Origin of the sequence: Streptomyces sp. R41 (genome assembly GCF_041053055.1) — a bacterium.
Taxonomy (GTDB): domain Bacteria; phylum Actinomycetota; class Actinomycetes; order Streptomycetales; family Streptomycetaceae; genus Streptomyces.
The window spans coordinates 907,008-932,830 of sequence record NZ_CP163443.1 but is presented as its reverse complement, the minus strand read 5'-3'; the positions used below and the strand labels follow the sequence as shown (position 1 = coordinate 932,830).

Below are 25,823 nucleotides of genomic sequence, written 5' to 3'. Positions count from 1 at the left end.
GCCACGACCTGGACCGGGCGTCCTGACGTTGGCCGTTCGCCCCCTATTAGGTCTTGCTCCGCGCCCGCCGGCGCCGGCCTGGCGGCCGTCCAGACCGGCGGACGGGGCGACGTCACGCAGGGACGCCGAGCGGCGGGTGCTCGAGCACGCGCGGCTTGTACTCGACCAGCTGGATGCGGCCGTCGAAGGTGTGGTGCTCGATCATCTCGAGGGCAACGTCCGGATAGCCGTCGTAGATGCGCTCTTCGCCCGTGGCCCCGGTGATCACCGGGAACATCACGACCCGGAAGCGGTCGACGAGTCCGGCTCGTAGCAGGGACCGGCACAGGCTGAGGCTGCCGATCGTGCTGAGGAGCCCCGAGCCATTCGACTTCATGGCGCGGACCGCCTCGACGGCGTCGTCGCGGACGAGCGTGGAGTTGGCCCACGTCAGTGGCTCCTCGAGTGAGGAGGAGAACACCACCTTGGACGCTTGCGTGAGCTCGTCGACGGACGCCTCTTCTTCGGGCCTGAACTCGTCTTGGCCATTCGGGACCTCGCCTGCGGCGAAGCCCGACATCAGGCGGTAGGTGTTCGCTCCCATCAGGTAGGTGGCCTCGGGCTGCTCGCCGAGCCATGCGAGGTACTCCGGGCCCTCGAGGCCCCAGAACCCGGGCCATCCCTCTCCCGATGCGTGGCCGTCGAGGGAGGTGATGAAGTCGACGAGAAGCTCCGACATGGCGGTGTCCTTTCCTAGGTGTCACGAGCTTGGACCGGCTGGGAGCCACAAACTCATCGGCCGCGCTGTGGAGTATCGAGAAAACCCATGACGCTGCAGCCGATCAGGTCGGCGGAGCGGCACTGCTTCGGAGGGCCCGGAGGGCCGGTTCAAAGATGGGTTCTCAAACGCAACTCGTCCAGTTCACTGCCGATCGCATCCCGCAGCACATCATGCTGCGGACCGAGCCTGAACCGCTCCTCACTCCACCGCTCACGCGGATACAGCCACCGGCCTGCCTACCAACTCAGTCGGCTCCCACTCGAACCGCGGCCAGACATGGGCATGCAAGAACGGGTCCGTGTTGCCGAGGATCTCCAGGTTGACCGGCGGAAATCAGGGTCCAGCAGCCGACAGGCCCGCTCAACCGCTTCTCCGAGTTGGTCCATGTCGGACAGAAACGAAAGCCGCTTGGCCCTCGACAGGTCGTACAGCCGTTGAACACCCGGCTCGTCCACGAGGAGAACTGAGTACCCGGGCAGGAACTGAACATCGCCGATCACCGCGAAGCCCGACTCAAGCCGCCGCAGCACGGTCGGATTCGCCTAGCTTGAGGATGGGTGCTGCGATTCTGGGCGCACAGCCTGACCGGTCGACTGTACGGCCGGGGCGCCGCACCACGGAGGTCCTGCGGGCTCCGTCTCAGTCACCGCGCGAGCCAGTCCCGATAGGTGGTCTTGGCGATGACGGCGTCACCCTTGACGATGAGAACGTCACTCGAGGCGACAGCGTATTTGCCCGCGTTGTTGTCGGTGATGACGGTGCGCTGGTCACCACGGGCGGCCAGGGCGATCCGGCCCACCTCGTCGAGGGTGAAGACCTCGGGCCCGGCGACGTTGCGAGTGCCCCGCAGCGGGGCTCCCACGCAGACCTCGGCCACGGCCTGGGTGGTGGTCTGCGGGGGAGTGTCAGTTGAACATCATCATCTGAGTGTCAGTGGCACAGGCTCAGCGACCTCGTGATTGGCGCTGACGGAAGGTGCTCACCCGTTGCTGCTGAACTTGAAAGCGTGATGTCGGTGACGATCACCCAGCCGACGCGCGCGTGTTGGTGCGGTAGCTCAACGATCTACGAGTGGCGCCGGGCGGTGGGCTGGCCGACACGGAGACACCCGGGAGCGGTCATGGCCGCGGGCCGTGGACGACTTCGATCTCCAGCTTCGGGGTCTGATGGGAGTTCACCTGAATTCGGCCCCAGTCTCCGACGAGCGCGAACTCCCCGGCGATCCACGTGAACTCGTCGATGGTGCCGTAGTCGATCTCCCCGCTCGCATCCCGGGCCGGCGGAGTCCCCTGGTCAGTCCAGGTGAGGCCGCGGACGGCGTCGAAACAGAGCAGAGCCGGACGGAAGCAGGCCCGATCGTCTCCCAGCGGCGGGCCGAAGTTGGGATGCCCTGGATCGAGCATCAGGTCCAGCCTGAACATCAGCTTCCCCGGGCGGGCTTCGATCCCCAACACGTAGCTGCCCTCGAGCTGGATCTTCTCGAAGCCCGGCAAGCTGCGATAGTCCGCCCGCATCCGAGACCTCCCTGGTGCCCACGTCGTTCTACGACGACGACACGCTACCCCTGCCCATGCCCATCCCGGCCGCCCAGGATCAAGATGGGCACGCTCACCGCGTCGTCGCGAAGGCGGGGGCAGCGGTCGAGGGTGCTTCGCTGAACCTCAGTCCCGTTTCTGCGAAGCAGCCGTCAATCACCTGCGGCCTGTACTGCAACATCTTGAGCTTGCGCTTGACCGCGCGGGTGATCTGGCCGAGGTCGGCGGCCGCGAGGTTGCCGAGGTCGCGCTTCACCAGCGACCAGATGCCCTCGGTCGGGTTCAGATCAGGGGCGTAGGTCGGCAGCTGGAACACGATGAGCCAGTCGGAGTTCGCGGCGATGAAGTCCTTCATGCCAGCGGTCAGGTGGAGGCGTACGTTGTCCCACACGAGCACGATCGGGGTGCCGAGCTGGATGTGAGCACGGACGATGAGGTCGCGGAAGTCGCGCCACCCGAACCCCTTCGGCTCGCCCTTGCGGCCCCGGTACTCGCGGATCGCGTAGATCAGCCGGGATCGCTCGCCGGGCTTGTAGCAGGTCATCCCGGCCATCGACACCCGTCCGGAACCGCGGCCGCGCACTCGTACGACCGGTGTCTGGCCGACTCGGCCCCAGGTCCTGGCTCGCGGCGGAGTCATCGACTGCCCGGCCTCGTCCTCGAAGACCAGGTAGGCGCCGCGCTCCGCCGCGGTGCTCTTACCCGCGGCCAGATCTCCTTCTTCCACACCTCGACCGCGTCATCGTCACGCTCGATCGCCCGCCGCGTGGGCTGCTGCCATGACCAACCGTGCCGCCGCAGCAGCTGCCAGGTGCCCTCGACGGTGTAGGAGACGTGGAACAACCGACCGATCAACGTCTTGATCCGCGCCAACGTCCACCGCTGATCCACCCACCCATGAGCCAGCGGACCGCGCTCCAACTCCCGTTCCAGTCTCACGACCTGGGCTTCGCTGAGCTTCGAGCGCCCCGGCGAGCCCTTCGACAGCACGCCGGCCTCGCCCTGCTCGCGCCAAGCCCGGCGCCACCGCTCCACCGAACGCAGGCTCACCCGCAACGCGACCGCGATCTCCGCGTTCTTCTGCCCGCCCTCGAAACGCTCGACGGCCTGCAGCCGCAAACGCTCCCGCGCTGTCCTCCCAGCGTCGGTCAACCCGCCGCCCTGTGCATACCTCACCCGCACTGGACTACCGGCTCGGAGGGCCCGATGTCCGACGAACGGGACCGACATCACGCTTTCAGGTTCAGTGGCATGAGTGACGAAAGGCCATGTCATTCTCATGCCGACCGCCATAGCAGGTGCGGAGGTTGCGCTCAGAGAGGTGCTGCGGAGGTGGGTGTTCCGTCTCACGCCACCTGCTCCCATGTCGCTGAAGCTGGAGGCCTCTGAGCCTCAATCTCACTGAATCTGCTTTGCACGCCTGCTCAGCCTCGTCTTCGACGCATCCCCGTCTCAGCGAAATTTCCCCAGTAGCAACGCCAGGTGCCTACGGTCGCTTGTCGTGCCGCGAGGGGAGAGCTGATGAGGACACTCGCCGACACGCCCTGCGCAGGAATCGTCTCGCCGAACGTGCACTGCCGCAGCATGGCTCACTTCCGACGGGGACGCGACGGCACCAGCGGAGCAACGTGGCGCAGACCGCGCCCTGCGCGCGGGGCTGCGGACCGTGACGAGACGTGGCCTCGACGGGTAACGCCTTTCGCATGCCGATGCCGCGGCGGGCCCCTTTCACCACTGCTGGGATGCGCGGTCCGCCTGGGCAAGTGGTACCGCGCCGTTGATGAAGGCGTTTCCCTCATGAGCGAGCTCGTTGTCCACCGCTCCAGCCTAGAAAGCAGCAAGCGAACCCTGCCGACGCATCGGACAGGCCCTAAGCCGCTGGCGTCTGCGGATGCCCTGTGAGGTGCCGGCGGCGTGTGACAGCACGGGCCGGGGCAGCCGGAAGACGGCGGTCGGACGGCCCGTGGTCCTGCCGCCCGGAGTGCTGTCCGGGTCTTCCCGGCCGGTCGGCGGAGGTACCGGTCCGGTGTGGCGCCGGTCCGGTGTGATGCGCAGCTGTTGTCCGCGGCCTCGTCTCTCGTGTGGTCAGGACTGCTCGCGGCAGTCCTCTTTGGTGCACTCGAGAGTGACGAGGGTCTGGTCGACCTGCTCGCTGGTCAGAGGAGGTTCGGGCAGTTCGTGGGCGCCCTCGGTGCGGAAGGCGTCGAGCATCAGGTGGAGGTGGCGGCGCCAGGCTTGGGGGGCGATGGTGCGTGTGGCCTGGATGATCCCGGCCTGGGACCAGATCACGAAGGCGATGTCCTGCGCGGTGACGTCGCCGCGCAGGACGCCCTGTTCCTGGGCGTTGCGCATGATCTGGATGCCGAGTTCCTTGGTGCGTTCGTACATCTCGCGGCCGGCCACGTGAAGGGGCAGCCGTGCCGAGACCAGGTCGTTGAAGGCGCGGTCGCAGGCCTGCAGCTTGCAGAGTTTTTCCAGGTAGCGGCAGAACCCCTCCCAGGCGTCGTCCATGGCCGCGGCTTCTTCCGCGGTGGTGAGCAGTTCCGTGTACTTCGCGTTGAAGAGTGTTTCGACCAGGTCGAGCCGGGTGGGGAAGTGGCGGTAGAGCGTGCCGATCGCGACGCCGGCCTCGCGGGCGACGCCCTCCAGGGATGCCCCGAGGCCCTGCTCGGAGAAGGCCGTGCGGGCGGCGGCCACGATCGCGTCCCTGTTGCGCTGTGCGTCACGGCGCAGGGGTTTCGCCGGTGTCTCCCTCACGGACGGGGCGTGGTGGTGGCTCATGGCTCGAGCGTAACATGAGGCACCCCTCGGATTCGGTAGTTGTCATGTTTCCGATCGCAATCTCACCCCTCCGACGTGCTGTGATGAGCCTCACCGCAAACATGAGGCACCCCTCGGGTACGGTGGCAGAGCCGAACGTGAGGCACCCCTCCGGATGACCTTGCGGCAAGCCGACTGACCCGGGATTTCCGGATCTCGGTTCACATAGAAGCGGCGGCCGCCAGTTCGGCGAAACCGCGGCAGTCTCGCAAGGGAAATGACCATGAACAGCATGACCAAGCGCGTCTCGATCGCACTCGCCTCCACGGCACTGGCCGGCGGAGCCCTTCTCGGAGCCGGCGGCTCGGCGTCGGCAGCCACGACTTCGGTGCCCGCGCAGCACACGCAGTACGTGTCCGCCACCTCAGCGACCAGCAGCGAGCAAGTCGGCCGCCATACGGACGACGACCGCCGCGACGACCACCGTGGGCAGGACACTGTGCGCTACGTACGGGCTGCGGACCACGAGGGCGAAGCGGCCTCGTGGCGCGGCGTCAGCGCCGCCCGCTGGTACGAGGACCAGGTCGACGAAGCGGCCTCGTGGCACGGTGTCAGCGCCGCCCGCTGGTACGAGGACCAGGTCGACGAAGCGGCCTCGTGGCACGGTGTCAGCGCCGCCCGCTGGTACGAGGACCAGGTCGTGTGGTCCCTGAACCACAGCTGACGCGGCCCGAGCCGCCCCACTCCGGAACGCCGGACGCCTGCCCACACAGCAACACGGCCGCACCCCCGGCCGACCAGGATCCCGGATCGCGCGCCCCACGGCGGTCCGCACCCGCATTGAGACGAACGCCGCACGCAAGGCGAAGGCAATCTGGCCCTCAGCGCCCGCCGCGCCGACCACGGCCAGGCCCGCACCGACACATGAACCTCGTCGACCGCTTCCCTTGCCGATCGCTTCCCCACACGCCGTGGCGCCCCGCCGGACCGCGACGGTCCTCTCCACGCCGGGACAGTCACCCGACGCGAACGCCTGGACCACCACCCCAGGGCGATTGACCGGCCGGGTCCGGATCCGGGGCCGCAGTGGTCACATAAGTGCCGATCAGTCTGCCGACGACGTGCAACCCTACTCATGGCCAGCAGTTCCTTGCTCCGGTTGCAGCGAGTCGGGGGAGCCCCGGACGCCGAAGCGGTCAGCAGGACTGCTCGCGCGGCCGGCTCGATCGTTCGCGGTGATCGGCTCGCCGTCGTGCGGTACCGACGGACTTCGGGCGCGTCGAGGCGCGGGCGCGCCACGCGCCCGCGGTGACCGAACCGGTCCCGTCGGTCTTGCCGCGGACCACACGTCGATCTCCATCAGGCCCTCAGCGCGGCCGCCGAACTGCTCAGCGACCGTGCCCGGTTGCTTCCTCGCGCTCCCTCTCTGGACGAAGCAGACCTGACTGCACTGGACTGGAAGGGCGATGGGTGCGGCTGCCGGATCGAACTGACCGACCCCGACGGCGCCATCTGGGAATTCCACCGCCTCGACTTCTCCTGATGTTTCACACCCTCGGCTGCCCATCACCAGCCCGTCTGGCTGCTGGAGCTGCCTGTATCCGAGGCATGCGTCCCCCTCCGGCACCTCGCGACGCTGGTTCAACAGGCCCTTACGACGACCGCTTGATGTGGCTTGGGACGCCCCTGTTGTCAGTGCCGCCTGGCATGGTTCTGATCATGTTCGACAGACTTCAGGACATCGACTGGGCCTCGATGGAGCACGCGTACGGCTCGGCCGAGGAGGTACCGGCGCTGCTGTGGGCGCTGCGCTCCTCGGACGCCGGGGCACGCCACAAGGCCCTCGACCGCTTCTACGGCGCGGTCCACCACCAGGGCAGCGTGTACCCGCCCACGGCAGCCAGCCTGCCCTTCCTGTTCGAGCTGGCCGCCGACGTCGCCACGCCCGACCGGGCCGCCGTCGTCGCGCTGCTGGTCAGCATCGGCCGGGAGTCCCTGGAGCGGGGCTTCGAGGACGACGGCACCGAGATCGAGTACTACCCGCCGATGGGCTGCGCGCAGGCCGTCGCCTTCCTGTGCGAGCGGGGTGTGGAGTTCGCCGAACTCGCCCGCGACCCCGACCCGGACGTGCGTCTGGCCGCGATTCCCGGGCTCGGGCTTTTCCTCGACGACGCCGACCGGGCCGCCGCGGTGCTGCGCGAGCGGCTGGCCGCCGAGCGCGGCATCGCGGCGCGGCTGCGGATCGTGGAGGCGGCGGCCACCCTGGCACTGCGCCTGCCGGCGGTCTCGCAACAGGTGATGGACTGGCTCGCCGTGCTAGCCGCCGACCCGGCCCAGAGCCCGGCGACCCGGCTTGCGGCCCTGGTCCAGCGGGCCCGCTGCGCCCCGGATGAGATCGGCGAGGACGTCGTACCGGCCGCCGTCGGCCTGCTGCGCGAGACCGCCCGCGCCCTACCCGTGCGGCGGATCGCGCCGGCCCCGAACCGCCCAGCAACACCCGCGGACACAGTTGCGCCCCAGATCGTCGCCGCCTTCGAGGATCTCGACCGGCACACGCGCGTGCACGCACCGACCACGGCCCTACTGCGTACGTTCCACGAAGCCCTGGGGGCCCAGGTGCCCGAGCGCACCGCTGTGCTGGCCGAGCAGCTGAGCAGCCCCGACCCCGGCTCGCGCCTGGACGCGGTCCGTATGAGCGGGGAGCTGATGCGGACCTGGCGCGGGGACCACACCCGGCTCCTTCTGCTGGTCACCGACCAACTCACCACGGCCGACCAGGAGGTCGCCGCCGAGGCCGCGGCCGTCCTGGAGTCCTGCCACCCGATCGCCGCCCCGGCCCGGGAGGCACTCGCCGCGCACATCGACGCCCAACGCACGGCGCACAGCCCTAACGTATGGGCCGCACCGCAAGCGCTGCTGCGCAAAAGCCACCAGGAGGCCGTCCGGGCCTTGGTACGCCTCGGCGACGCACGCGCGCTGCCGAGTCTGCTGGCCGCGCTGGACAGCGACGTCGACGCCTGGCGCGCGATCCAGGTCGCAGGGCATCTGCCGCAGGCGGCGGACCAGTTGGTGCCCCGGCTCTGCGACCACCTGCGCCGGATCGACCTCTCCCAGCAGTGGACCGAGATGAGCGCCAACGCGATCCTCTCCGCCCTGGCCGCGCTGGGCGACCCGGCTGCGGTTCCTGTGGTTGTGGACACGCTCGGCGCCGCGGTGCGCCATGAGCGCCACGGCGTCACGCGATCGGCCCTGAAGGCACTGGGGGCGTTCGGCCCGGCGGCGACCGGCGCACGGGACACGATCCGGTCGCTGACCACCGCCACCGACGCGCACGTACGGCCTGCCGCCGTCGCCGCGCTGTGGGCCGTCGGCGGTGACCTGAGCGAGGTCATGCCGCTCCTGCTCGGCCTCCTCGACGACCGCATCACCTTCCGGATCAGTGACGCGGCTGATCTGCTCGGCGAGATAGGCCCGCCCGCCTCCGTCGCACTGCCGCGCCTGCGCGGCCTCCTGACGCAGGACTACGAATGGGTTCGGGTGCACTGCGCGGCCGCGCTCTGGGAGATCGGCGGCCAGGCCGAGGCACCGGCTGTCCTGGACGCCCTGCTGCAGGCCATGGCCAAAAACTCCGCGACGGCCAACCACGTCGTGGACTGCCTGGACCGCATGGGCCCCCTCGCGGCACCGGCCCTGCCCCTGCTCCGCGAGCAACTGGCCCAGCCCCGACGCGGCGGCAGGTTCCACAGCATCGATCACGACGAGGCACTCCAGCGGGTCGGCTGTACCCTCATCGCCCGGCTCGATCCTGCAGCGCCGGGAGCCCCCGCTCCGCGAACAGCCTGAGGCTGCGCCACCCCTCCGCCACCGGCTCGTCGGACTCGGGACATCGACGGCCCGGCGACACGGACGGAGGCCGAACACCGCGCGGCCACGGCTGACCCCGAGGATGCCGGACCACCATGCGCAGGGCGCTGGCCTGGCCGGTCAAAGGCGTCGTGTTCGGGATATGAAAGACGGCCTTCGAACCGACGCTGGTGCACCGGGCGCCTCTACCGAGGCCGCCCTACTCTTGATCGGTCGATTCGTGGGAATTGAGTCCGTGAGCCCAGGCTGTGGCTGCTGCGAGGTCGGGGGCAGTGCCGACAGGGACGTAGGCGAAACCGCCGCACGCACGACCCCTGGGCTCCCGGCGAAGGCGATGCCAGGGATCGCCGCCATGCGCTCAAACCACGCCCCCACGTTCCCCACCACTCTCACGGGTCTCGCACCCGCACCTGCCGTACAGTCGGCCCACCCGCCCCGTCCGGCTGCTCATTGTCGCAGCCGACGCGCCGATCTCACCACGCAAGCGAGCCAACCCCGCCCCTCGAACACCACCCCCCGGCAGGCTCTTGACGGCCCATCTCGTCCCCTCGCCTGCACGCATCGAGCCCTCGTCCGCGCAGCACCAGTGATGGCCTTGCCGGGATGATCTTCGACTGTCTGCGCCTTTCCCACGCGGACTCCACAGCAGCGCGAGGCCACAAAACGAACTTCCTCTCCCGTGCGGGACCAGGTCTGCTCCTCGCACGCTCAGGCTCTGAAGATCAGCAGCGTGATGAGGTAGAGGACACCTGTTCCAGCGCTGGCCCCCACGACCTGGGACATGCGGCTGTAGTACATGCGGATGATCTCGTCGGGGGTCAGCCGGGTCTGGCGTTTGATGTGGGTGTTGCTCGCCGACGCGCGCAGGTTGATCTGTGGGTCGGGACCGTCGACCAGGATGACGTACGTCAGTGTCTGGCCCTGGTGGAGGGGAGTTGCGGTAGTCAGGCTGAGGACGTTGGTGTGGCGGGTGGCGGGCAGCACACGCTGCGAGGTAGGCCTCGACGTCTGGTTGAGGACGGCGACCACGTCGGCTGTGGATGTGATCTCTATGGGCTGGCCGTTGAAGTGTGCGGTCTCCAGGTCCTTGTTGCCGGCGTTGGACAGGTCGACCTCCACCACGTGCGGGTTGCTCAGTGTCGTGCTGCCGTGCGTGATGGTCAATGCACCGTGTGCAGCGGTGTGCGTGAGCGGGCTGACCCGTGCCGACCACTCGATGCGCCGTCGCGGCCAAACTGCCCGATAGCCGAGCCATCCGATAAAGAGCGCGGTCGGGAGGGCGAGCATGGCACCCACCGCGCCCAGGGCCGTCCAGAAGGTCTCGCTCGGCGCTGCGATGTTCGTCATGGCAGATCGTTATATCGGCTAAAGCGCTGGGGATCAGCAACAACAGCCCCAGTGGAACTGGCCGTTGACGTTGTCCGTGCCGGAACACGGGTCTTGAGCAGCGACGTTGATGCCATAACTGTGGCCCGTCTGCCGCGCCGGTCTCGCAGTCCTGCCCGACAGCGGGCGCCGACCTCTCGTCTGCCGCGCGCCCCGTCACGGTTCCTTCGCACGCGGCAGCCACGACCCCGGCGACGTCGTGTGGTGCCGTTGAAGACCGGGCCGGGCCGCCTGCGGCAGCGCTGGCCCGCGCACGGTCTACCACGCCGGGCTGGTGGTGCCGTCGGCTTCCAGGCCGTAGCGCATCAACTGGGTTTGTTCGTCCGGGGTGTGGGGATGCCGGAGCCGGGCGAGATCGGCCAGCACGGTGTAGTCACCGCCGTCGATGGCGCCGCGGAAGAAGTGCTCCGCCTGCACCGTATCGGCAATGGTCAGCCTGCACCGTATCGGCAATGGTCAGCGCGTGCAGGCCCAGCAGCCGGCGGGCCTCGGTCACGTGCGCGGATGTCTGTTCCACCAGCGTGAGGATGACCGGCGGCACGGGTGCGCCTGCCGCGGGTTCGCTCTGCTGCCACTGGTCCAACTGCCACGTAGCCAGGGTCATTTGTGCTGCGGTCGAGCCGTCCTGGGCCAGGTGGTTGAGGAAATCCTCGGCCAGGCGTCGTGCGGCAGGCCAGGGCTGTTTCAGCAACAGACGCGCAGCCGACAGCACGACCCGGATGCGACCGGTGCGTCGGCAGCGCTCCAACAGGGCCCGAGCCTGCTCGGGCTGGGTCCGGTACCAGCGCAACGCCAGCTCGACAACGGCGTGGTCGTTGCCGTTCTCCGCGGCGACGGGCAGCAGTGATGTCGCGGCGTCGCTCCGGCCCTGCTCGTCCAGGAGCTGCTCGAGGCTGAAGAGGGCGGTGTGTGAACCGGCCTCGATCAGCGCGCGCAGCAGTTCTAGGGACGCGATCAGCGATGCCGATGACGTGGGGGAGGGCTCTTCTCCTGCCAGCCCGCCCGGCAGGAGTACTATGCGGCCGCCGTCCACCTGCGGATCGGTGAACCGGCCGGATGTCCTGCGCGTAGTTGACTACGCCGCCCAGCTGCTGGCCGCACAGCCCGTGCGCGCCTACGGCACCGAGGCCCAGATTCACATCAGCAGGGCTGCCGTGCACCTCGCGACCGGGGAAGCCGAGGGGGCGCTGGAGGCGCTGGCGCCTGGGTTGGCCCTGCCGCCGGACCACCGCCTGGCACCGGTCACCCAGCGGCTGCACGAGCTGACTTCGGGCATCGGCCGCGGGACGTCGTCCGGATCGGCTGCGGTGGGCCTGCGCGCAGCCGTCGAGGACTTCTGCCTGGGCTCGGCTCCGCGGCATCTCGCACTCTCGCCAGGGCAGGGCGCAGCCTGATTGGATCTCGGGTCATGACACCTGACACCGAGAACATGCGGAATCACTGGTGGTGGCGGCCCGGTTGAAGTGCGGGCCGTCGCTTCTATACGTGGCACCTGACATGCGAGGGCCAGGACGATGTGCACCGGCTCGCCGCCGAATACCGGTCCGCTCTGGCGCCGCTCGGCAACCACGTCACGCTTATCCCGGACCGGTGGCTGCATCTCACCATGCAGGGGATCGGCTTCGTCGGCGAGGCCAAGGAAGCGGACGTCCAGGAAATCGTGCAGGCGGCCCGCGAGCGGCTCGCCGCCGCCGTCCGGCCTTCAACATCGAGATCGGCTCTGCCGTCATCGATCCCGAGGCCATTCTGCTGCGCGTCCACCCGGACGGGCCGGTACGCCAGATCCGCGATGGCATCCGCTCCGCGATCGGTGACGTCCTCGGCGAGGTACCGGAGCGAGCCGAGGGGTTCCCCCCGCACGTCTCTGTCGCCTACAGCGCTGGCGACGGCCCCGCCGAGCCGGTCGCCCAGGCCCTCGCCGGCCTTGACCTCACACCGGCCCGGGCGCGGATCTCCAGCGCGGAACTCATCGTGTTGCACCGCGACCACCAGATGTACGAGTGGGAGTCGTTCGCCACAGTGCCTCTGGGCTGACCGAGCCAGGGGACCATCGTCAGCCGAGCCGGATGGCTCGGCGTCGAGCCGCGAAGCTGCCGGGCATGCGGACGCCAGGTCATGCCCGGGCGGATAAGGGAAGGCAGGGGCGGCGTGGAGGTGGTCGGCATGCCGCCAACATGGCGGCGCGTCCTTGGCGGCCGCGGTGACGGCGACGATGCCGACGTCCGCGGTGGGGGCGAGGGGTACGGCGCGCCGCGTCCAGGAGTCGGCGCCCATCTCCTCGGCAACCTGCCGGGGGACCGGCAGGCGGAGCTGGTCGTCGCGCGGCGCCCAGGCGGTCTCCGGACGCGGTGAGCTCCGCGGGCCGTCACCGGTCGGCAGTGGCCCGTGGATTGACCTCGCAGTGATCGATCTCGTCCACGCGCCCCGTGCTGGCAACGGGCACCCGGACGGTTGCCTTGTCCTTCGCGGGCACCGACACCTGATCGCCAGTGTCGATGATGGTGAAGCCGTGCTCGTTCTTGAAGCTGATCTTCGCAGTGAAGAGGCCCTCGCGTCCGTTCGGGTTGCTGACCTCGACGGTCGCGTACGGGTCGTCCGTGCTCGCGCAGTGTATGAGCACGGCGGTGCCGTCCTTCATGGGCCGGGCGGTAGCGCTGGAGGAGGACGCCGTGGCGGTGGAACCGTCGGTGGGCCGCGAACGGTACGAACCGCCGCCGCTGCCACCGGTACTCGGCACGGAGTCATACGCGTCGCTGCCGGACGAGCCGCTGGACGAACTGCCGTGCGAGCCACCGCTGTCCGACGTCGACGAACTGTCGTGGTCCTGGCTGGAGCTGCTGCAACCGCCCCCGTCACCGCTGTGATGGCTGCGGCTCCCGTGACCACGGCCCGACGAGAACCCGGTCAGGGCCAGCACGACCATCGCCGACACCGCTGTGAATCTGAGTCTGCGCCCCCGCGTGTACATGCCGCCACCCTACCCACGGCCGTCGCACCCGCCCCGGCGAGGGTCGAGCGGTCCGTCTCACCTCGTACGGGCCGTGCCGGTCCCCTTCTCCGCGTCCAGCGCGTACACGCTGCGGTCCTTGCTGCACGCGTACACGACGCCGTTCTTGACCACGGGCGCCGGTGATCTCGCCGCCGGTCCCCAGTTTCCAGCGCGGGCCGCCAGCTTCGGCCTTCAGGCCGCCTTCGCCAGCGCCTGACGATCAGCTTGTTCGACTGGAGCAGACCACGGTCCGCTGCCGCTTGACGGCCTGGACGCCTGAGGTGTCTCCGCGACGTGCCCCGAGAAGGCCAGTGTAAGGTCTCAGATTTCGTGTCGGAATCTCACGGCAGGTGCCGGATGGAAGGCGGATCCGACGTGGCGCTGAGCCATGCAGGTCGCGCCTGGACCTCGTTCGCGTTGAACGCCGACGCCTGGAAGGCCAAGCTGCCGCGCCGGGAACAGCCGGTCCGGTCGGCACGGTTGCATCGACCGAGGGACCGGCGCCGCACGGGCGGGGAACACGGAGACCACAAGGTCGTCCGCCCCACCAGGATCCGGGCCCCAGGATCGCGGTACGCCCGCCGCGCTACTTGGACCAAGACGTATTTCCACAGGAGGACTGTTTCATGACTGACCGGCCCTTGACGCTCATGGCAGTACACGCCCACCCCGACGACGAGGCCACCGGAACCGGAGGGGTCCTCGCGCAGTATGCGGCGGAAGGCATCCGCACGGTTCTCGTGACGTGTACCGACGGCGGTTGCGGCGATGGACCGGGGGGTGTCAAGCCGGGCGATCCCGGGCACGATCCGGCGGCCGTCGCCCTGATGCGCCGTCAGGAACTCGAGGCGAGCTGCGAGGTCCTGAAGGTCAGCGGTCTGGAGATGCTGGACTATGCCGACTCCGGGATGATGGGCTGGCCGAGCAACGACGCCCCCGGATCCTTCTGGCGGACCCCCGTTGAGGAAGGCGCCGCCCGCCTCGCGGAACTCATGCGGCACTACCGGCCCGATGTGGTCGTCACCTACGACGAGAACGGCTTCTACGGCCACCCCGACCACATCCAGGCCCACCGCATCACGATGGCGGCGCTAGAGCTGACCGGGCTGACACCGAAGGTGTACTGGACCACGATGCCCCGCTCGGCCATGCAGCGGTTCGGTGAGATCATGCGCGAGTTCCATCCGGACATGCCGGAGCCGGATCCTGCCGAGGCCGCCGCGATGGCCAAGATCGGCCTCCCCGACGACGAGATCACCACGTGGGTGGATACCACCGCGTTCAGCGGTCAGAAGTTCGACGCGCTGGCCGCGCACGCCAGTCAGGGCGAGAACATCTTCTTCCTCAAGATGGGCAAGGAGAGGTTCGGCGAGTTGATGGGCATGGAGACATTCGTACGTGTCCAGGACGCCACCGGCGCGGCCATACCCGAGAACGATCTCTTCGCCGGACTGCGCTGATCCGCCCGTCCGACCGGCCGGGAAGCGCATCGACCGCACGGCGCGATCGAGCGGGTCACACACCCGCAGGCTTGTCCACGCGAGTTCCGCTCCGGCAGCTCGCGTCCAGGCCCTCGCCGGCGGCGTCGACGCGTGACCGCACTTGCGGCCCGACACCGCGCTCGTCCCCAAACCACCTGGTAACCGCACAGGTGGGAGACCTGCGGGCTGCTGACTCGGAAGGCGCGCGACAGCCCAGGTCACGGGCCCGGCGGTCTGCTCCGATCAGGACAGACCGCCGAGGAAGCGACACGAAGCTGAGGCTCCGATGTCCGACACGCCGTGAGGCAACGGAAGAAGCAGCAGGTCACGAGGGCGGTCCCCGACACCAACCGCGAGACCCTACAGCCAGCCTAGGAGCGGCAGGTGCACCTCGCGACGCGTACGCCGCGGCCGAACTGTTCGGCTGAAGTGCAGAGAAGCCACAGCTACTGCCACCAGTACGGCAAAGGCGGCAATCCGCCTTCTCTGGGGGTGGGCTGGGTTGTGGTGTGACGTGTGGGTGATGGAGGTTCGTTGAGCCCTTGGGACTCGTTCTCGGGGGGTATGGCCCTGCGGCGGGTTGCTCGTGAACCGGCCGGCGTCCCGCCTGGACCCGGCTCGGGAACCGTTCTCCCGGATCCTGCGTGATCTCTTGACGTGTTGTCGGCTGGTGGTGAGGGGACCGAATGAGAGCGCGGACGATGGTGAGCGTGGCGGTATCGGCCTGTGTGGCGCTGGTGGCGTGCGCGTGCGGTCCGGACAAGGCGAAGCAGGACACGGACGCGAAGCCTTCGCAGCCGCCCGCGTCAACGCGGGCCGAAGAGCCGTCGGCCACGCCGTCCGTGTCCGCTCGGACCGAGAAGCCGTCGGCCGAGCCGACCGGCGACCAGCCCGCGCCCAGGACGAAGGAGGGCGCGATCCAGCGATACGAGGAGTACCTCCACGCCCTGGGCCGTGAGGACATCGACACGGTCTGCGAAGTGGCCGGGCCCGCCGCGAAGAAGGCACAGGACCAGGGGCTCGGCCCGTGCACGTCGACGTACGCCGCCGTGTTCCAGATGATCTCGCCCGCGCAGAAGAAGGCCCTGAGAACCGCGACGGTCGACCCGCAGCGCATCGCCGTGCGCACGCCCGACAAGATCGAGATGCCGGTCGAAGCGGTAAGGGCCTCCGCCACCTTCTCCGAGAGCGACCTCGGCAGCTACACCCTGGAGTACCTCAAGAACGATTGGTACATCACCGACTGAACCCGACGCACCGTACGCGGAGCCGCTCGGTACCACGTTTGAGAGGGGTCCTCTGCCCGTACCGGCACAGGCCTAGCTTGACTCTGTCGGGGATCTTGGAGTTGGCGGGGTCAGCTGCCCAGGGTTCGCCAGGACTTCGGCCGGGGTATCTCGCGCTGGTCGAGGTAGTTCTGGAAGGCAGTCGGTCGGCGGGGCGTGGGGGCTTCTTCGGTTGGTGGCAGTCTGCTGAGGCGCTCGATGTTGACGGCGATGGCCGTCAGGACGTGCTGGATGTGGGCCTTTCCTTGTCCTCGGTAGCGGCAGCGCCGCATGCCGTATCCGTGGGCGAACTCGTTAACTGTGCCCTCCACTCCGGAGCGGACCGCGTAGCGGGTCTTCCACTCAGGCGTCTGTTGCTCGGTGCGGACGCGAAGTTGCAGGTCGCGGAGTTCTCGTGGGGGAAAGCCCACGGTGCGGGTGCTTTCGCGGGAGGTGGTGCATTGGGTGCGCGCCGGGCAGGGCTGGCACTGGCTTTTGGTGAACCTGGCCACGATCAGCGGGGCCGCGGTGGGCGAGGAGGTCGGGTAGGGGCCGTGCCAGCCCTGGCTGACCTGGCCCTGGGGGCAGGTGACCTGCTGAAGGTCGTAGTCGATGTGGAAGTCGTCCCGGGCAAAGCCCTCGTCCCGGCGATGCTGACGGGTGGGGTTGCTCCGCAGTGGTCCAGAGACGGTGACCTGGTGTTCACGGGTGGCTTGTTCCAGGTGGGGCAGGGAGGTGTAGCCGGCGTCGACCAGGTGCTCGGCGGGCAGGAGTCCGCGGCGGGAGAGGCGGGTGTGGATGCCGGGCAGGACTTTGCTGTCGTGGGTGGTGGCCGCAGTGGTGGCCACGTCCGTGATCACGTTGGGGCCGTCGGGAGCACAGGTCTCGGTCAGGTGGGCGGAGAACCCCTTCCAGCTGATGATGTGTCCGTGCCGTGCGTAGCGGGCCGAGGCGTCGTAGGGAGAGACGACCGCCCGGGACGAGGGCGGCAGCCCGGGTCCGCCTTCCTTCTCGGCGGTGCGCCAGCGCAGGTGTCCTGCGGTCTGCTCCGTGCCGGTAGAGGTGTTCCAGGAGCCGGACGGCGTCGTTTCCAGTGGCAAGGATCCTGGTCTTGGGCTTGGTGGGGTTCTTGCCCAGGGGGACTGGTCGGCCGTAGCGGCGCCCCCAGCCCTCATCGACCAGCTCGTCCAGCAGGTGAGGGCAGGTGCCGGCGACCTCTTCCAGTGTCGCGCGGACCGCCTCGGTGATCAGCTCCAGACGGGTCAGGTCACGCACCGCGGCCAGGACATGGGTGGAGTCGGTGCGCTGAGTGGTGCGCTCGTGCACCAGGCCGGCCTCCTTGAGACGGGCCAGCGCGAGGTCGAGGAGGCGGTCAGCACGGTCGCCTTCGGCGAGACGGTCGCGGAAATCGGCCAGCACGCTGAATGGAAAATTCCCCAGATCACGGGCATGCTGACGCGTTCGTTGGCCAGAGCTTGAGATGGCGGTCAGCTTGCGGGGGCGAGAGTGACATCGTGACCAAGCGCGTTGAGCTGGCGCACAAGGTCGCGGGTACGGCGTCTCGGGTCGATCAGGCGTTGGTGGTAGTCGGGGCCGAGGTCACGGAAGGTGGTGTCGGGATCATTGATCAGGTGCCAGGCGATGATCAGGATTGAGCGGGCGACGGCGACCAGGGCCTTCTTGCGCCCGCGGCGTTTGACGATGCGTCTGTAGCGCGCGCCGAGGTAGGTGTCGGTTCGGGCAGCGGCGCTGGCTGCTTCACCGAGGGCGCTCTTGAGCCAGGGGTTGCCCCGGCCGGTCGGGCTGGACCCGCGTTTGGCACCGGACTGCGTGGTCCGCGGGGTGAGCTTGGCCCAGCTGGCCAGGTGATCCGCGGTGGGGAACACGGCCATGTCCGGGCCGAGTTCGGCCAGCAGGATGTGGGCGGTGGTGAGTCCGACACCGGGAATGGCATCGAGCCGCTCGACGAGCGAGGGCCCGGGGCGTGTGTGTTCCTCCGGCCCGGGCAGGTCCTGAACAGCGGCGGTGATCTGCTCGTTCAGCCGCGCGATCTGCCCGGTGAGGTGGTCGACGCTGTCCAGCAGCGTCTGACAGAGGAAGCTGTGGTGGTCCTCGAACTGCCCGGTCAGAGCGTCGGCCAGGGCGACCTTCTTGCGGACCAGATTGCCGCGGGCCAGATCGGCGAGGACGCGAGGGCTGCGTTCGCCCGCGATGAGGGCGGCGAGCATGTCCCGGCCGGAGGCGCCGAACAGGTCGGTGAGCACGCTGGTCACCTTGATCTGCGCATCCTCCAGGATCTTCTCCACCCGCTGCTTGTGCCGACAGCGTTCTTGGTTGAGGACCGCGCGCAGGCGGGTCAGGTCACGCAGTTGCCGCACCGGCTTCGGCGGCACGAACGAAGGGCGGAGCATGCCCCGCTCGCTGAGCTTGGCCAGCCAGACCACATCCAGCTTGTCCGTCTTGGGCCGTCCCGGGACGTTCTTCACGTCACGGGCGTTGACCAGCCAGCATTCCAGGCCGCGGGCTTCCAGCAGGAAGAAGTACGGCTTCCAGTACGCGCCGGTGGCCTCCATCACCACCCGGGTGACACCCTGGCAGACCAGATGGTCGCCCAGCTCCAGAGTCGCGGTGGTGGTCGACGGGACGTTCCACACCTCCTGGACCCGACGTCCCGTCCGGGTCTTGTGGGGCAGGCGCATACACACCATCCCCGACGCCTTCGCGACATCAATCGCCGCGACCCTCTCCACCAAGTCCTCAGTCGTGCCGAGCTCTTGTGTCTCCGGCACCATCCTCACCTCGCTTCCCCTTGGATGCCGGACAGGCGGCGGCTGCCCATGGAGCGGGAGGGGACATCGGAAAGCTGAATGGCGTGCTCGAGGCAACAGTGCACGGCCCCTCAGGCCAGCTCCGGCGTCAGACTGTGGTGCGGGATCTACCCCCCAAGGTGCTGCCGACGTCGACGGACAGCCGCCGACCTAATTTTCACGCCGCGGCAAGGCGTCACGCAGGGATACGCAAACTGTGATGGAATCCGGGGTCATCCAGCTCCATGGCCATCGCGTACTTGAAGTCGATGCGGCAGCGGACCGCCTCGGCGGCCTGCCGGTCCGACAGGCCGAGCAGGAACTGCAGCACACAGACGGTAGCCAGTTGAGCAGGCGAGAGACCCGGACGCCCGTCACGCGGGTACCAGTCGGCGAAGTCCTCGTCATGCCACAGCCCGTCCAGCCGGTCTCTCACCCATATCGCCGTCGTGCCGCCTGGGTTGCTCGCCCGCGCGACCTGCGCAGTCAGAGACGGGACCTGCTCACCGGAACGTGGACGGAGGGACAACGGGCACCTCGACAACTGCATCGGTCATCGGAACTGCCCGAGCATGCCCGTTGACCATGCTGCCGCACCGAGAAACTCCAAGATCCCCGACAGAGTCAAGCTTAGTGAGTGTTTTTGATCCCCGGTCCCTCTCGACATCCTCGTGGTTTGATGACGATGTGAGTCAGAATGTGGGCTGGTACGACTGCCATCAGATCTCTGGCCACTCCACGCAACGCTCGTTCGTGATCAACCGACCACTCTCGGCAGTTCCTGGCACCGTATGGGCGCCGAGCGGTCGGTCGGAGCCAGTTCCTCTGGTGTTGCTTGGACACGGTGGCAGCGGGCACCGACACAGCGACCGAATCTTGTCGATGGCCGACCTGGTCACGTCTTCTGGCTGCGCGGCCGCAGCGATCGATGGTCCGTTCCACGGTGAGCGGGTGGCATCACCTCTCACGCCGACGGAGTACCAGGGCAGGATGGCCGCAGAGGGTCTCGGTCAGGTGCTGGACCGCATGGCTGACGACTGGGTCGCCACTTGCGACGCTTTGGCCGGGGCGGGTATTGCCGACCGAACTCGACAGGCCTACTTCGGGTTGTCCATGGGGACCCGCTTCGGCCTTGCTGCGGCGCGCGCCCTCGGGCCGGAGCTGAAGTGCGCCGTGTTCGGGAAGTTCGGTACGCAGTCGATCATCAATCCCGGGCTTCACGCTCCGGACCGCGTCTTGAACGATGCCTCAGCGATCACCGCACCAGTCCTCTTCCATCTGCAGTGGGACGACGAAGTCTTTCCACGTTCGGGGCAACTCCGGCTGTTTGACGCCTTCGCGAGCCCGGACAAGGAACTTCATGGCTTCGCGGGCGGACACCGCCGCACCCCGGAACACGCTCCTGCTATCTGGTACACATTCATCAACCGCCACATCGTCTGAGCAGGGGCTATCTGGGATTGGGGAGGTAGCGGTGGCTGATGACGCCCGCGCACAGCACTGGTTCAGGCCGTCGACTTCGGCTTCTTCGCCCAGCCGGGGGCGGGCTTCTTGCGCGTCAGCCCCTGGTCATGAGGGTGATGAGTGACCAGTTCAGGTGGGCCTCGGAATGCTGAGGGAGCGGTTCGTAGTCGCGTGCGTTGCGGCGGGCGTTCATCATCCAGCCCAGGGTGCGTTCGACACGCCAGCGGCGCGGGAAGACGACGAACCCTTTGGCTCCCTTGGGGCGGGAGAGTCTTGAGGGTGATGTGGAGGAAGTCCTCGGCCCAGGTGACGAGCTGGCCGGCGTATGCGGAGTCGGCCCAGACTCCTACCGCCTCGCCACCACCCGCGCCCGCGCCGGACAGCAGCAAGCGGTCGGCTGAGTGGCGAGGCACCACCCGGCCTCTCAGTTCTCCAGAAGCCGCCGACGCCACCACCCGCACGCACCCCACGAACCTGTCAGCATGAGGTGAGGACGGAGGGGACCAGTTCGCCGGTCGAATTCGGAATCGAGCCTGGAGACGAGCCTGCCAAGGTCTTTCCGAGCACCACGGGGAAGCCACAGCAGCACGTCCTCCAGGCGGTCTCGCGCCACGAGAGGATCACAGCACTCGCAGGCCATCACCGGATCCGGCAGCACGCGCCCTGGCTGTTTCAGATACCACTGGCACTCGGCCAGGGCAGCAGCCACAGCCCCTGGCCATAGTCGGTCCTCTTCCAACTTCCGGATCGCTACGCGAGTCGCCGCAGACACACCGCGGACCCGGCGAACCGGAATCCCTCTTCTGGGCCGCCAACGCTTCGCGCGCAGCCCCTTCGGACGCCTACGTGGCATCGGCCTTTCGGATCAACATGCCGTCATCCTGCCACGGACCGGGCTGCCTCCGCACGTGGTCATAGAGAGCCCGCACCACGGCAGGCGCTCTTACTTCTCACCGACATTCCTGTGCTCTTCGGACGAAGAGTGATGCCGGAACTCATCGACAAGCGGCCTCGATTGAGACTTACGCAGCCAGCGTGCTCTTGACCAGCCGCGACTGCTCGTCCGCCAGCACCTCCTCCTTACCGTTCTCCAGGCCTTCAAGCGCGGTTGCCGCGACGTCGCGGGCCGGCTTTTCTCTGCGTCGATGCCGCGTGCCAAATCGGTGTCTATGAAGCCCGCATGCAATCCGACCACCGGTTCAGTCGACGTGCGGCATGAGGGGCGGGCCGTCCTCCTCGACAGCGAGGGCCACGACCCGCAGGAGGCCGGCCAGCTGCCCCAACTCCGTCTTGGCCAGGGGCGCGAGCAGTGTGGCCTCGGCCTCCCGCTGGTCGTCGATCACCGCCGCCCACGTTGCGGCCCCCTGGGGAGTCAGGCCGACGAGAAGACTGCGGCGATCCTCTGGCGCGTGCTCGCGAGTGATCAGGCCCGCCGACTGCAGTCGGTCGAGGCGGTTGGTGAGGGTGGCGGGGTGGACGCCGAGTCCCTGAGCGAGACGTGTGGGTGCCATGCGGTAGGGCTCTCCCGCCGAGCGCAGGCGCCACAGGATCTCGTACTCCCACAGCTTCAGGCCGTGCCGTGCCAGGGCGGCCTCCTTCTTTTGCTGCAGGTGCCGCACGAGCGTCTGCATGCGGGTGACGGTGCCCTCCAACTCCGCTACCAGCCCGGGGACTTCATGCCCCCAGCGGGCGATGTGCCGGTCGATCGAGTCCCGTGGCTGCGCCGATTCCGCCGCCGAATGCCGTGATGTCACGGCGTCACCCTACCCTCCAGAAATTATGCATTCAGATATTTTGAAATCGTAGTACTGTCCCGGGGCATGTCGACCTTCACGCTCGCCGGCCGCATCGACGAACACGTCATCGACAGCGCGTTGCTCCGCGGCAACCCCCTCGACGACCCAGCGCAACGTCCGCTGTGGGTCTACACCCCGCCCGGCTACGACGATGCGCCCGAACGCCGCTACCCCGTCACGTATCTGCTGCTCGGCTACGCGGGAACGCTCCCGGTCTGGCGCAACCGCACGGCCTTTCGGAAGCCAGTCCCCGAGCTCGCCGACGAGATCTTCGCCCGCGGGGAGGCGCCCGGGATGCTGCTGGTATTCGTGGACGCCTGGACCGCCTACGGCGGCAGCCAGTTCATCGACTCACCCGGCACCGGCTGCTACCACTCCTACCTGTGCGAAGAGGTCGTGCCGTACGTCGACGCCCGCTACCGCACGCTCCCCGAGCGCGACCACCGAGCCATCGCGGGCAAGTCCAGCGGCGGACTCGGCGCCACAGTCACCTCGATGCTCCGCCCAGATCTGTTCGGCGCCTTCGCCACCCACTCCGGCGACTCGCTGTCCGAGGCCCAGTACCACCCGCACTTCCTCACCGCGGCCCGCCAACTGCGGCCCTACGGCGGCGACATCTTCCGCTGGTGGGATGATTTCCGCTCGCGGGCCGCCTTCACGAAGGAGGAGGACCTGAACCTCCTGGAGATCCTCGGCGTCTCCGCCTGCTTTTCCCCAGGCCACGACGGATCCCCCACCCTTCCCTTCGACCCCCGCACCGGGACCCTGCGCGAGAACGAGTGGCAGCGCTGGCTGGCCTGGGATCCGGTACGGATGGCCATCACGCACGCCGACGCCCTCCGCTCCCAGCGCGGCATCTGGATCGACGCCGGCACCCGCGACGAGTGGTTCCTCGACCTGGGCGCATTGGCCTTCCGTGATGCGCTTACGGAAGTCGGAGTGGCCGACGACATCGTGCATTTCGAGCTGTTCGAGGGTGGCCACCACGCCGTCGAGTACCGGATGCCGCCCGCCCTTGCCTGGTTGGCGCACCGCATCGCCGATCGGCCTTGACCTCCCGGGTTAGATCAAACCCCACGAACGAAGCAATGTCGCCGCTCAGAGCACACCCCGACGGGAATCCGCCAGAGCGAACGAGAATGAGTCCTTTTTCATCCTCAGCGCGCGGTTCTAGAGGGAGAACGGCTATGACCAGGGCGCTGACGAAAGTCGTGCTGATTCCGGGATCATCTAGGAACAGAACTGTCCTAGTTGATCCCTAATGTCGTCACGTCACGAAGAACTACAGGAAGGGACGAGACCGATGAGTCAGACTGCACCCGAGGGCTACACCAGCGTTGCACCATGGGTGGTCACCGACGACACCGGCGCACTGCTCGACTTCATCACCCTCGCGTTCGACGGCGAAGAGATTGCACGGGTGCCGGTCGAGGATGGCACCATCGGTCACGGCGAGATCCGAGTCGGCGACACGGTCGTGCTGGCCTTCGACCGACGGCCCGACTGGCCGGTGATGCCCTCCCTGTTGCGGGTCTATGTCCCGGACGCGGACGCCGCCATGGCTGCTGCTGTTGCGCACGGGGCACTAGTGATCACCGAGGCTGCTGACAGTGCGTGGGGGGATCGCGGCGGCAGGGTGCGGGACCCGTTCGGCAACATTTGGTGGGTGATGAGCCGGGTCGAGCACATCGCACCGAACCTGGCCTGGCAGCGAATGTCCGAGCCGAAGTACGCCGAGGCGATGCGCACGGCCCAGGAGACCCTGGACGCCTCGCTCAGCGGTCGGGAGACAGGGGTGGCCAGCGCACCGCAGCGCCCAACCCACTGAGATCAACTTCCGACCTGACTGCAGGTGACGGGAGTTGAGGGCCGACAGCAGTGCATAGACGCAACGAAGCTCCTGGTAGACGGTATCTCGACCAAGATCACCCGTGCCGCCACGAGCTTCGCGTGCTTGCCTACCCATCATCAATAGATCTGTCCACCCGCACCCTGAGGTACCTGACCGGTCATCTCATCGCCCGGCGGCTGGAGATCGGCACACGCTGGCGGCGCCTGACCGCTGGCCGTCAGGCGCTCCTGGCAAAGGGATGGTCGGCGCTGATGCTTGGGGGTGCCGGGCCCGGGTCGACGACGGAGGTGTCGTGGCCGTGCGCGCGTTCGTGGAGGGTGCGGCCGGCGCCGGCGCCGAGCAGTCGCTGCAGGGTGAGCTGGGGGACGTCGGCGACGCCCCTGCGGTGTGCAGCCCGTACTCGGCCAGCATGGCGGCCGCCTTCGCGCCGACGCCGGGCAGTTCACGCACGGGGCGCGGCGGCAGGAAGGCCTTGATCGCCTCGGGGGAGTCGTCGACGACGGTCCGCCGATCGGGCGGGGTGAGGGCACAGGCCATGGCGGCGAGCGTCAAGTGGAGTGTCGACGGGTTCGTCGGCGGGTGATCTGCGGGCGTTCGAGCTGTTCACCCTGGCTGATTGCACCTGCTCGTCGACCACTCGAATGGGTGAAGATGTGCCAGTAACTCGCAGATTCCAGGAGATAGTTCCGTAATTTGCATGCCCGTGGTGGATTCCGAAACCCATCGCTTCACGCTGATCAGCGGTCGCGATACGCCGAGCGGGACCGCCGGGCAGGAAGAGGGCCTGGCGGACGTCCTCACCCTGAAACGCCGCGGTTTCCACCCCTGGTCCCGCGACGCCGAGGAAGCGCTCTACCAGGACACCCTCGCCGAGTACTGCTGGGCCCGTGACGTTGCCGGACTCGCGGCGACGACCCTGAACCAGCTGGTGCAGCCCGTGATCGAGATCTGCACCTTCCACGGCGTCCTGCCGTGGGAACTGTCGTCGCGGATGCTGGACCAGTACTTCGCCGGGCGCGGCAAGCGTGCTCATTCCACGGTCCGCAAGAAGATCACGAGTATCGACCGGTACTTCGCGTTCCTGGAACAGCGATAGGCAGGCGAGATCCTGCGCAGGTTCGGGGCGGCCGTCGAGTCGCCGGTCGACGCCTTCAACCAGCCACGCCACCGAGGGGACTTCGGGCTGCGGATTCCTCCGTCCCGGGCCGAGATGGAGGCGTTCTTCGGCTCCTGGCGTCAGGAACTGGGGGCGGCACGCAAGTATCCGGTGGCCGTCCGCAACTACGTGATGGCGAAGACGGCCTACCTCTCCGGCACGCGCGCCACCGAGCTGTGTCTGGTCCGGCTCGGGGACCTGCACTGGGACAACGGCCAGTGGGGCCGCTTCCTGGTCCGAGGCAAAGGCGCCCGTGGGTCCGGGCCACGCGAGCGGGAGGCGTTCATGTTCGCCGAGGGGCGCGAACTGCTGTGGTGGTACGTCGAGAACGTCCGAGGGCTGTTTCCGGACAACTGCCTCGATCTGTATGCCCCGCTCTTCCCGTCCGAGCGGCTGCCCACCGCGCTCGGCGCGGACTTGCCGATCGCGCCGGCGATGTGCGCCGACACCTTCCGCCGGTCGCTGCGCCGTGCCTCGCTCGCGCATCTGAAGGGCACGGTGACCGTGCTCTTCCCGCATCTCCTGCGCCACGCGTGCGCAACCCACAACTACGAGGTCGGAATGCCGCTTTGGGATGTTCAAGTGCTTTTGGGGCACGAGTGGCCGACCACCACCGTGGGGTACCTGGCGACGGCGAAGGGGGATCCGGAGCGCGCGAGTCTGGAGTCGTCCCAGCGCGCAGTACGCCGACTGAGCGGGAAGGCGTGA

The 25,823-nt window shown here is 68.2% G+C and carries 29 protein-coding genes and 6 pseudogenes; 16 read left to right on the top strand and 19 right to left on the bottom strand.

The genetic code is table 11. From position 1 onward, the window contains the following. Nucleotides 1-112 precede the first annotated feature (112 nt). The 7 genes and pseudogenes from AB5J53_RS04585 to AB5J53_RS04555 all read right to left on the bottom strand — a co-directional run bounded on the left by AB5J53_RS04585 (nt 113) and on the right by AB5J53_RS04555 (nt 5,076). On the bottom strand, nt 113-718 hold the full coding sequence (locus AB5J53_RS04585; protein ID WP_369244358.1) for a dihydrofolate reductase family protein: 606 nt from the start codon (nt 716-718) through the stop codon (nt 113-115). A gap of 149 nt (nt 719-867) precedes the next feature. After that, nucleotides 868-1,290 (bottom strand): annotated as a pseudogene (locus AB5J53_RS04580) (diadenosine tetraphosphate hydrolase). A 113-nt stretch (nt 1,291-1,403) separates the two neighbouring features. After that, nucleotides 1,404-1,637, bottom strand: a complete 234-nt coding sequence (locus tag AB5J53_RS04575) for a hypothetical protein (protein WP_369244357.1) — start codon at nt 1,635-1,637, stop codon at nt 1,404-1,406. Nucleotides 1,638-1,878: 241 nt separating this feature from the next. Beyond that, a complete protein-coding gene (locus AB5J53_RS04570) occupies nt 1,879-2,274 on the bottom strand; it encodes a hypothetical protein (protein WP_369244356.1) in 396 nt (131 codons plus the stop codon). A gap of 94 nt (nt 2,275-2,368) precedes the next feature. Continuing rightward, nucleotides 2,369-2,935 carry a transposase gene (locus AB5J53_RS04565; protein WP_369252050.1) on the bottom strand — a complete coding sequence of 189 codons (567 nt, stop codon included), beginning with the start codon at nt 2,933-2,935 and terminating at the stop codon, nt 2,369-2,371. Further along, nucleotides 2,932-3,471, bottom strand: a complete 540-nt coding sequence (locus AB5J53_RS04560; protein ID WP_369244355.1) for a winged helix-turn-helix domain-containing protein — start codon at nt 3,469-3,471, stop codon at nt 2,932-2,934. The genes AB5J53_RS04565 and AB5J53_RS04560 overlap by 4 nt, the downstream gene beginning before the upstream one ends. Nucleotides 3,472-4,380: 909 nt before the next feature. Next, nucleotides 4,381-5,076, bottom strand: a complete 696-nt coding sequence (locus AB5J53_RS04555; protein WP_369244354.1) for a TetR/AcrR family transcriptional regulator — start codon at nt 5,074-5,076, stop codon at nt 4,381-4,383. 262 nt (nt 5,077-5,338) lie between these two features. On the opposite strand from AB5J53_RS04555, the gene AB5J53_RS04550 reads away from it, so the two are divergent. Beyond that, a complete protein-coding gene (locus tag AB5J53_RS04550; RefSeq protein WP_369252943.1) occupies nt 5,339-5,779 on the top strand; it encodes a hypothetical protein in 441 nt (146 codons plus the stop codon). Between the two features lie 45 nt (nt 5,780-5,824). On the opposite strand, the pseudogene AB5J53_RS04545 reads toward AB5J53_RS04550, so the two are convergent. Then, a pseudogene (locus AB5J53_RS04545) lies at nt 5,825-5,959 on the bottom strand (hypothetical protein); the annotation flags it as partial. A gap of 815 nt (nt 5,960-6,774) precedes the next feature. On the opposite strand from AB5J53_RS04545, the gene AB5J53_RS04540 reads away from it, so the two are divergent. Beyond that, nucleotides 6,775-8,898, top strand: a complete 2,124-nt coding sequence (locus AB5J53_RS04540) for a HEAT repeat domain-containing protein (protein ID WP_369244353.1) — start codon at nt 6,775-6,777, stop codon at nt 8,896-8,898. A gap of 729 nt (nt 8,899-9,627) precedes the next feature. Here the strand turns inward: AB5J53_RS04540 and AB5J53_RS04535 are convergent. From AB5J53_RS04535 to AB5J53_RS04525, 3 genes are all read right to left on the bottom strand, one after another. Continuing rightward, nucleotides 9,628-10,266 (bottom strand): hypothetical protein, encoded by a 639-nt coding sequence (locus AB5J53_RS04535; RefSeq protein ID WP_369244352.1) that lies wholly within the window; start codon nt 10,264-10,266, stop codon nt 9,628-9,630. A gap of 297 nt (nt 10,267-10,563) precedes the next feature. After that, the gene (locus AB5J53_RS04530; protein ID WP_369244351.1) at nt 10,564-10,722 is read right to left on the bottom strand and encodes a hypothetical protein; all 159 of its coding nucleotides are present in this window, start codon (nt 10,720-10,722) and stop codon (nt 10,564-10,566) included. Beyond that, on the bottom strand, nt 10,679-11,338 hold the full coding sequence (locus AB5J53_RS04525) for a hypothetical protein (RefSeq protein WP_369244350.1): 660 nt from the start codon (nt 11,336-11,338) through the stop codon (nt 10,679-10,681). Before AB5J53_RS04525 ends, AB5J53_RS04530 begins: the two co-directional genes overlap by 44 nt. Here AB5J53_RS04525 and AB5J53_RS04520 point away from each other — a divergent pair. From AB5J53_RS04520 to AB5J53_RS04510, 3 genes are all read left to right on the top strand, one after another. Beyond that, the gene (locus tag AB5J53_RS04520; protein WP_369244349.1) at nt 11,322-11,699 is read left to right on the top strand and encodes a hypothetical protein; all 378 of its coding nucleotides are present in this window, start codon (nt 11,322-11,324) and stop codon (nt 11,697-11,699) included. The genes AB5J53_RS04525 and AB5J53_RS04520 overlap by 17 nt on opposite strands. Nucleotides 11,700-11,895: 196 nt before the next feature. Next, nucleotides 11,896-12,339: a 2'-5' RNA ligase family protein gene (locus AB5J53_RS04515; protein ID WP_369244348.1), complete on the top strand. Its 444-nt coding sequence runs from the start codon at nt 11,896-11,898 to the stop codon at nt 12,337-12,339. A 129-nt stretch (nt 12,340-12,468) separates the two neighbouring features. Further along, nucleotides 12,469-12,657, top strand: a complete 189-nt coding sequence (locus AB5J53_RS04510) for a hypothetical protein (protein WP_369244347.1) — start codon at nt 12,469-12,471, stop codon at nt 12,655-12,657. 13 nt (nt 12,658-12,670) lie between these two features. Here the strand turns inward: AB5J53_RS04510 and AB5J53_RS04505 are convergent, their stop codons facing one another. Beyond that, nucleotides 12,671-12,943: a hypothetical protein gene (locus tag AB5J53_RS04505; RefSeq protein WP_369244346.1), complete on the bottom strand. Its 273-nt coding sequence runs from the start codon at nt 12,941-12,943 to the stop codon at nt 12,671-12,673. On the opposite strand from AB5J53_RS04505, the gene AB5J53_RS04500 reads away from it, so the two are divergent. Continuing rightward, the gene (locus AB5J53_RS04500; protein WP_369244345.1) at nt 12,942-13,169 is read left to right on the top strand and encodes a hypothetical protein; all 228 of its coding nucleotides are present in this window, start codon (nt 12,942-12,944) and stop codon (nt 13,167-13,169) included. The two genes, AB5J53_RS04505 and AB5J53_RS04500, sit on opposite strands and share 2 nt — an antisense overlap. Nucleotides 13,170-13,330: 161 nt before the next feature. Here the strand turns inward: AB5J53_RS04500 and AB5J53_RS04495 are convergent. After that, nucleotides 13,331-13,490, bottom strand: a pseudogene (locus AB5J53_RS04495) (PQQ-binding-like beta-propeller repeat protein); the annotation flags it as partial. Between the two features lie 430 nt (nt 13,491-13,920). On the opposite strand from AB5J53_RS04495, the gene AB5J53_RS04490 reads away from it, so the two are divergent. Together AB5J53_RS04490 and AB5J53_RS04485 are read left to right on the top strand one after the other, a co-directional pair. Beyond that, a complete protein-coding gene (locus tag AB5J53_RS04490; RefSeq protein WP_369244344.1) occupies nt 13,921-14,754 on the top strand; it encodes a PIG-L family deacetylase in 834 nt (277 codons plus the stop codon). A gap of 707 nt (nt 14,755-15,461) precedes the next feature. Next, nucleotides 15,462-16,022: a hypothetical protein gene (locus AB5J53_RS04485; RefSeq protein WP_369244343.1), complete on the top strand. Its 561-nt coding sequence runs from the start codon at nt 15,462-15,464 to the stop codon at nt 16,020-16,022. Nucleotides 16,023-16,132: 110 nt separating this feature from the next. On the opposite strand, the gene AB5J53_RS04480 is transcribed toward AB5J53_RS04485, so the two are convergent. Beyond that, entirely contained in the window at nt 16,133-17,140 is a 1,008-nt protein-coding gene (locus tag AB5J53_RS04480) for a transposase (RefSeq protein WP_369244342.1), read from the bottom strand. Here AB5J53_RS04480 and AB5J53_RS04475 point away from each other — a divergent pair. Further along, nucleotides 17,091-17,519, top strand: coding sequence for a hypothetical protein (locus AB5J53_RS04475; RefSeq protein WP_369244341.1), 429 nt, complete (start codon nt 17,091-17,093; stop codon nt 17,517-17,519). The genes AB5J53_RS04480 and AB5J53_RS04475 overlap by 50 nt on opposite strands. An 8-nt stretch (nt 17,520-17,527) precedes the next feature. Here AB5J53_RS04475 and AB5J53_RS04470 read toward each other — a convergent pair whose 3' ends face one another. Then, entirely contained in the window at nt 17,528-18,832 is a 1,305-nt protein-coding gene (locus AB5J53_RS04470; RefSeq protein ID WP_369252048.1) for an IS110 family transposase, read from the bottom strand. A gap of 211 nt (nt 18,833-19,043) precedes the next feature. Then, nucleotides 19,044-19,283: a transposase gene (locus AB5J53_RS04465; RefSeq protein WP_369244340.1), complete on the bottom strand. Its 240-nt coding sequence runs from the start codon at nt 19,281-19,283 to the stop codon at nt 19,044-19,046. Between the two features lie 446 nt (nt 19,284-19,729). Between AB5J53_RS04465 and AB5J53_RS04460 the strand changes: the two genes are divergently transcribed. Next, on the top strand, nt 19,730-20,290 hold the full coding sequence (locus AB5J53_RS04460; protein WP_369244339.1) for a dienelactone hydrolase family protein: 561 nt from the start codon (nt 19,730-19,732) through the stop codon (nt 20,288-20,290). 62 nt (nt 20,291-20,352) lie between these two features. Here the strand turns inward: AB5J53_RS04460 and AB5J53_RS04455 are convergent. Then, nucleotides 20,353-20,567 (bottom strand): annotated as a pseudogene (locus tag AB5J53_RS04455) (IS5/IS1182 family transposase); the annotation flags it as partial. Here AB5J53_RS04455 and AB5J53_RS04450 point away from each other — a divergent pair. After that, on the top strand, nt 20,518-20,712 hold the full coding sequence (locus tag AB5J53_RS04450) for a hypothetical protein (RefSeq protein WP_369244338.1): 195 nt from the start codon (nt 20,518-20,520) through the stop codon (nt 20,710-20,712). The pseudogene AB5J53_RS04455 and the gene AB5J53_RS04450 sit on opposite strands and share 50 nt — an antisense overlap. 798 nt (nt 20,713-21,510) lie before the next feature. Here AB5J53_RS04450 and AB5J53_RS04445 read toward each other — a convergent pair. Further along, nucleotides 21,511-22,065, bottom strand: coding sequence for a MarR family winged helix-turn-helix transcriptional regulator (locus AB5J53_RS04445; protein ID WP_369244337.1), 555 nt, complete (start codon nt 22,063-22,065; stop codon nt 21,511-21,513). A 66-nt stretch (nt 22,066-22,131) separates the two neighbouring features. Between AB5J53_RS04445 and AB5J53_RS04440 the strand changes: the two genes are divergently transcribed. The 3 genes and pseudogenes from AB5J53_RS04440 to AB5J53_RS04430 form a co-directional block, all read left to right on the top strand. Then, nucleotides 22,132-23,160, top strand: coding sequence for an alpha/beta hydrolase (locus tag AB5J53_RS04440; protein ID WP_369244336.1), 1,029 nt, complete (start codon nt 22,132-22,134; stop codon nt 23,158-23,160). A 250-nt stretch (nt 23,161-23,410) separates the two neighbouring features. Next, the gene (locus AB5J53_RS04435; RefSeq protein WP_369244335.1) at nt 23,411-23,935 is read left to right on the top strand and encodes a VOC family protein; all 525 of its coding nucleotides are present in this window, start codon (nt 23,411-23,413) and stop codon (nt 23,933-23,935) included. A 122-nt stretch (nt 23,936-24,057) separates the two neighbouring features. Beyond that, nucleotides 24,058-24,189 (top strand): annotated as a pseudogene (locus tag AB5J53_RS04430) (IS5/IS1182 family transposase); the annotation flags it as partial. A 205-nt stretch (nt 24,190-24,394) separates the two neighbouring features. On the opposite strand, the pseudogene AB5J53_RS04425 reads toward AB5J53_RS04430, so the two are convergent. After that, a pseudogene (locus AB5J53_RS04425) lies at nt 24,395-24,496 on the bottom strand (hypothetical protein); the annotation flags it as partial. 160 nt (nt 24,497-24,656) lie between these two features. Here AB5J53_RS04425 and AB5J53_RS04420 point away from each other — a divergent pair. Further along, the gene (locus AB5J53_RS04420; protein ID WP_369244334.1) at nt 24,657-25,055 is read left to right on the top strand and encodes a hypothetical protein; all 399 of its coding nucleotides are present in this window, start codon (nt 24,657-24,659) and stop codon (nt 25,053-25,055) included. A 114-nt stretch (nt 25,056-25,169) separates the two neighbouring features. Further along, complete coding sequence (locus AB5J53_RS04415; protein ID WP_369244333.1) at nt 25,170-25,823, top strand: site-specific integrase; 654 nt, start codon at nt 25,170-25,172, stop codon at nt 25,821-25,823.

Excerpts from the sequence above, each read along its gene's own strand:
- AB5J53_RS04585 (WP_369244358.1), bottom strand. The coding sequence starts at position 718 with ATGTCGGAGCTTCTCGTCGACTTCATCACCTCCCTCGACGGCCACGCA.
- AB5J53_RS04570 (WP_369244356.1), bottom strand. The coding sequence starts at position 2,274 with ATGCGGGCGGACTATCGCAGCTTGCCGGGCTTCGAGAAGATCCAGCTC.
- AB5J53_RS04565 (WP_369252050.1), bottom strand. The coding sequence starts at position 2,935 with ATGACTCCGCCGCGAGCCAGGACCTGGGGCCGAGTCGGCCAGACACCG.
- AB5J53_RS04555 (WP_369244354.1), bottom strand. The coding sequence starts at position 5,076 with ATGAGCCACCACCACGCCCCGTCCGTGAGGGAGACACCGGCGAAACCC.
- AB5J53_RS04550 (WP_369252943.1), top strand. The coding sequence starts at position 5,339 with ATGAACAGCATGACCAAGCGCGTCTCGATCGCACTCGCCTCCACGGCA.
- AB5J53_RS04540 (WP_369244353.1), top strand. The coding sequence starts at position 6,775 with ATGTTCGACAGACTTCAGGACATCGACTGGGCCTCGATGGAGCACGCG.
- AB5J53_RS04535 (WP_369244352.1), bottom strand. The coding sequence starts at position 10,266 with ATGACGAACATCGCAGCGCCGAGCGAGACCTTCTGGACGGCCCTGGGC.
- AB5J53_RS04520 (WP_369244349.1), top strand. The coding sequence starts at position 11,322 with ATGCGGCCGCCGTCCACCTGCGGATCGGTGAACCGGCCGGATGTCCTG.
- AB5J53_RS04510 (WP_369244347.1), top strand. The coding sequence starts at position 12,469 with ATGCCGCCAACATGGCGGCGCGTCCTTGGCGGCCGCGGTGACGGCGAC.
- AB5J53_RS04500 (WP_369244345.1), top strand. The coding sequence starts at position 12,942 with ATGGGCCGGGCGGTAGCGCTGGAGGAGGACGCCGTGGCGGTGGAACCG.
- AB5J53_RS04505 (WP_369244346.1), bottom strand. The coding sequence starts at position 12,943 with ATGAAGGACGGCACCGCCGTGCTCATACACTGCGCGAGCACGGACGAC.
- AB5J53_RS04490 (WP_369244344.1), top strand. The coding sequence starts at position 13,921 with ATGACTGACCGGCCCTTGACGCTCATGGCAGTACACGCCCACCCCGAC.
- AB5J53_RS04485 (WP_369244343.1), top strand. The coding sequence starts at position 15,462 with ATGAGAGCGCGGACGATGGTGAGCGTGGCGGTATCGGCCTGTGTGGCG.
- AB5J53_RS04470 (WP_369252048.1), bottom strand. The coding sequence starts at position 18,832 with ATGGTGCCGGAGACACAAGAGCTCGGCACGACTGAGGACTTGGTGGAG.
- AB5J53_RS04460 (WP_369244339.1), top strand. The coding sequence starts at position 19,730 with ATGGCCGACCTGGTCACGTCTTCTGGCTGCGCGGCCGCAGCGATCGAT.
- AB5J53_RS04440 (WP_369244336.1), top strand. The coding sequence starts at position 22,132 with ATGTCGACCTTCACGCTCGCCGGCCGCATCGACGAACACGTCATCGAC.
- AB5J53_RS04435 (WP_369244335.1), top strand. The coding sequence starts at position 23,411 with ATGAGTCAGACTGCACCCGAGGGCTACACCAGCGTTGCACCATGGGTG.
- AB5J53_RS04420 (WP_369244334.1), top strand. The coding sequence starts at position 24,657 with ATGCCCGTGGTGGATTCCGAAACCCATCGCTTCACGCTGATCAGCGGT.
- AB5J53_RS04415 (WP_369244333.1), top strand. The coding sequence starts at position 25,170 with ATGGAGGCGTTCTTCGGCTCCTGGCGTCAGGAACTGGGGGCGGCACGC.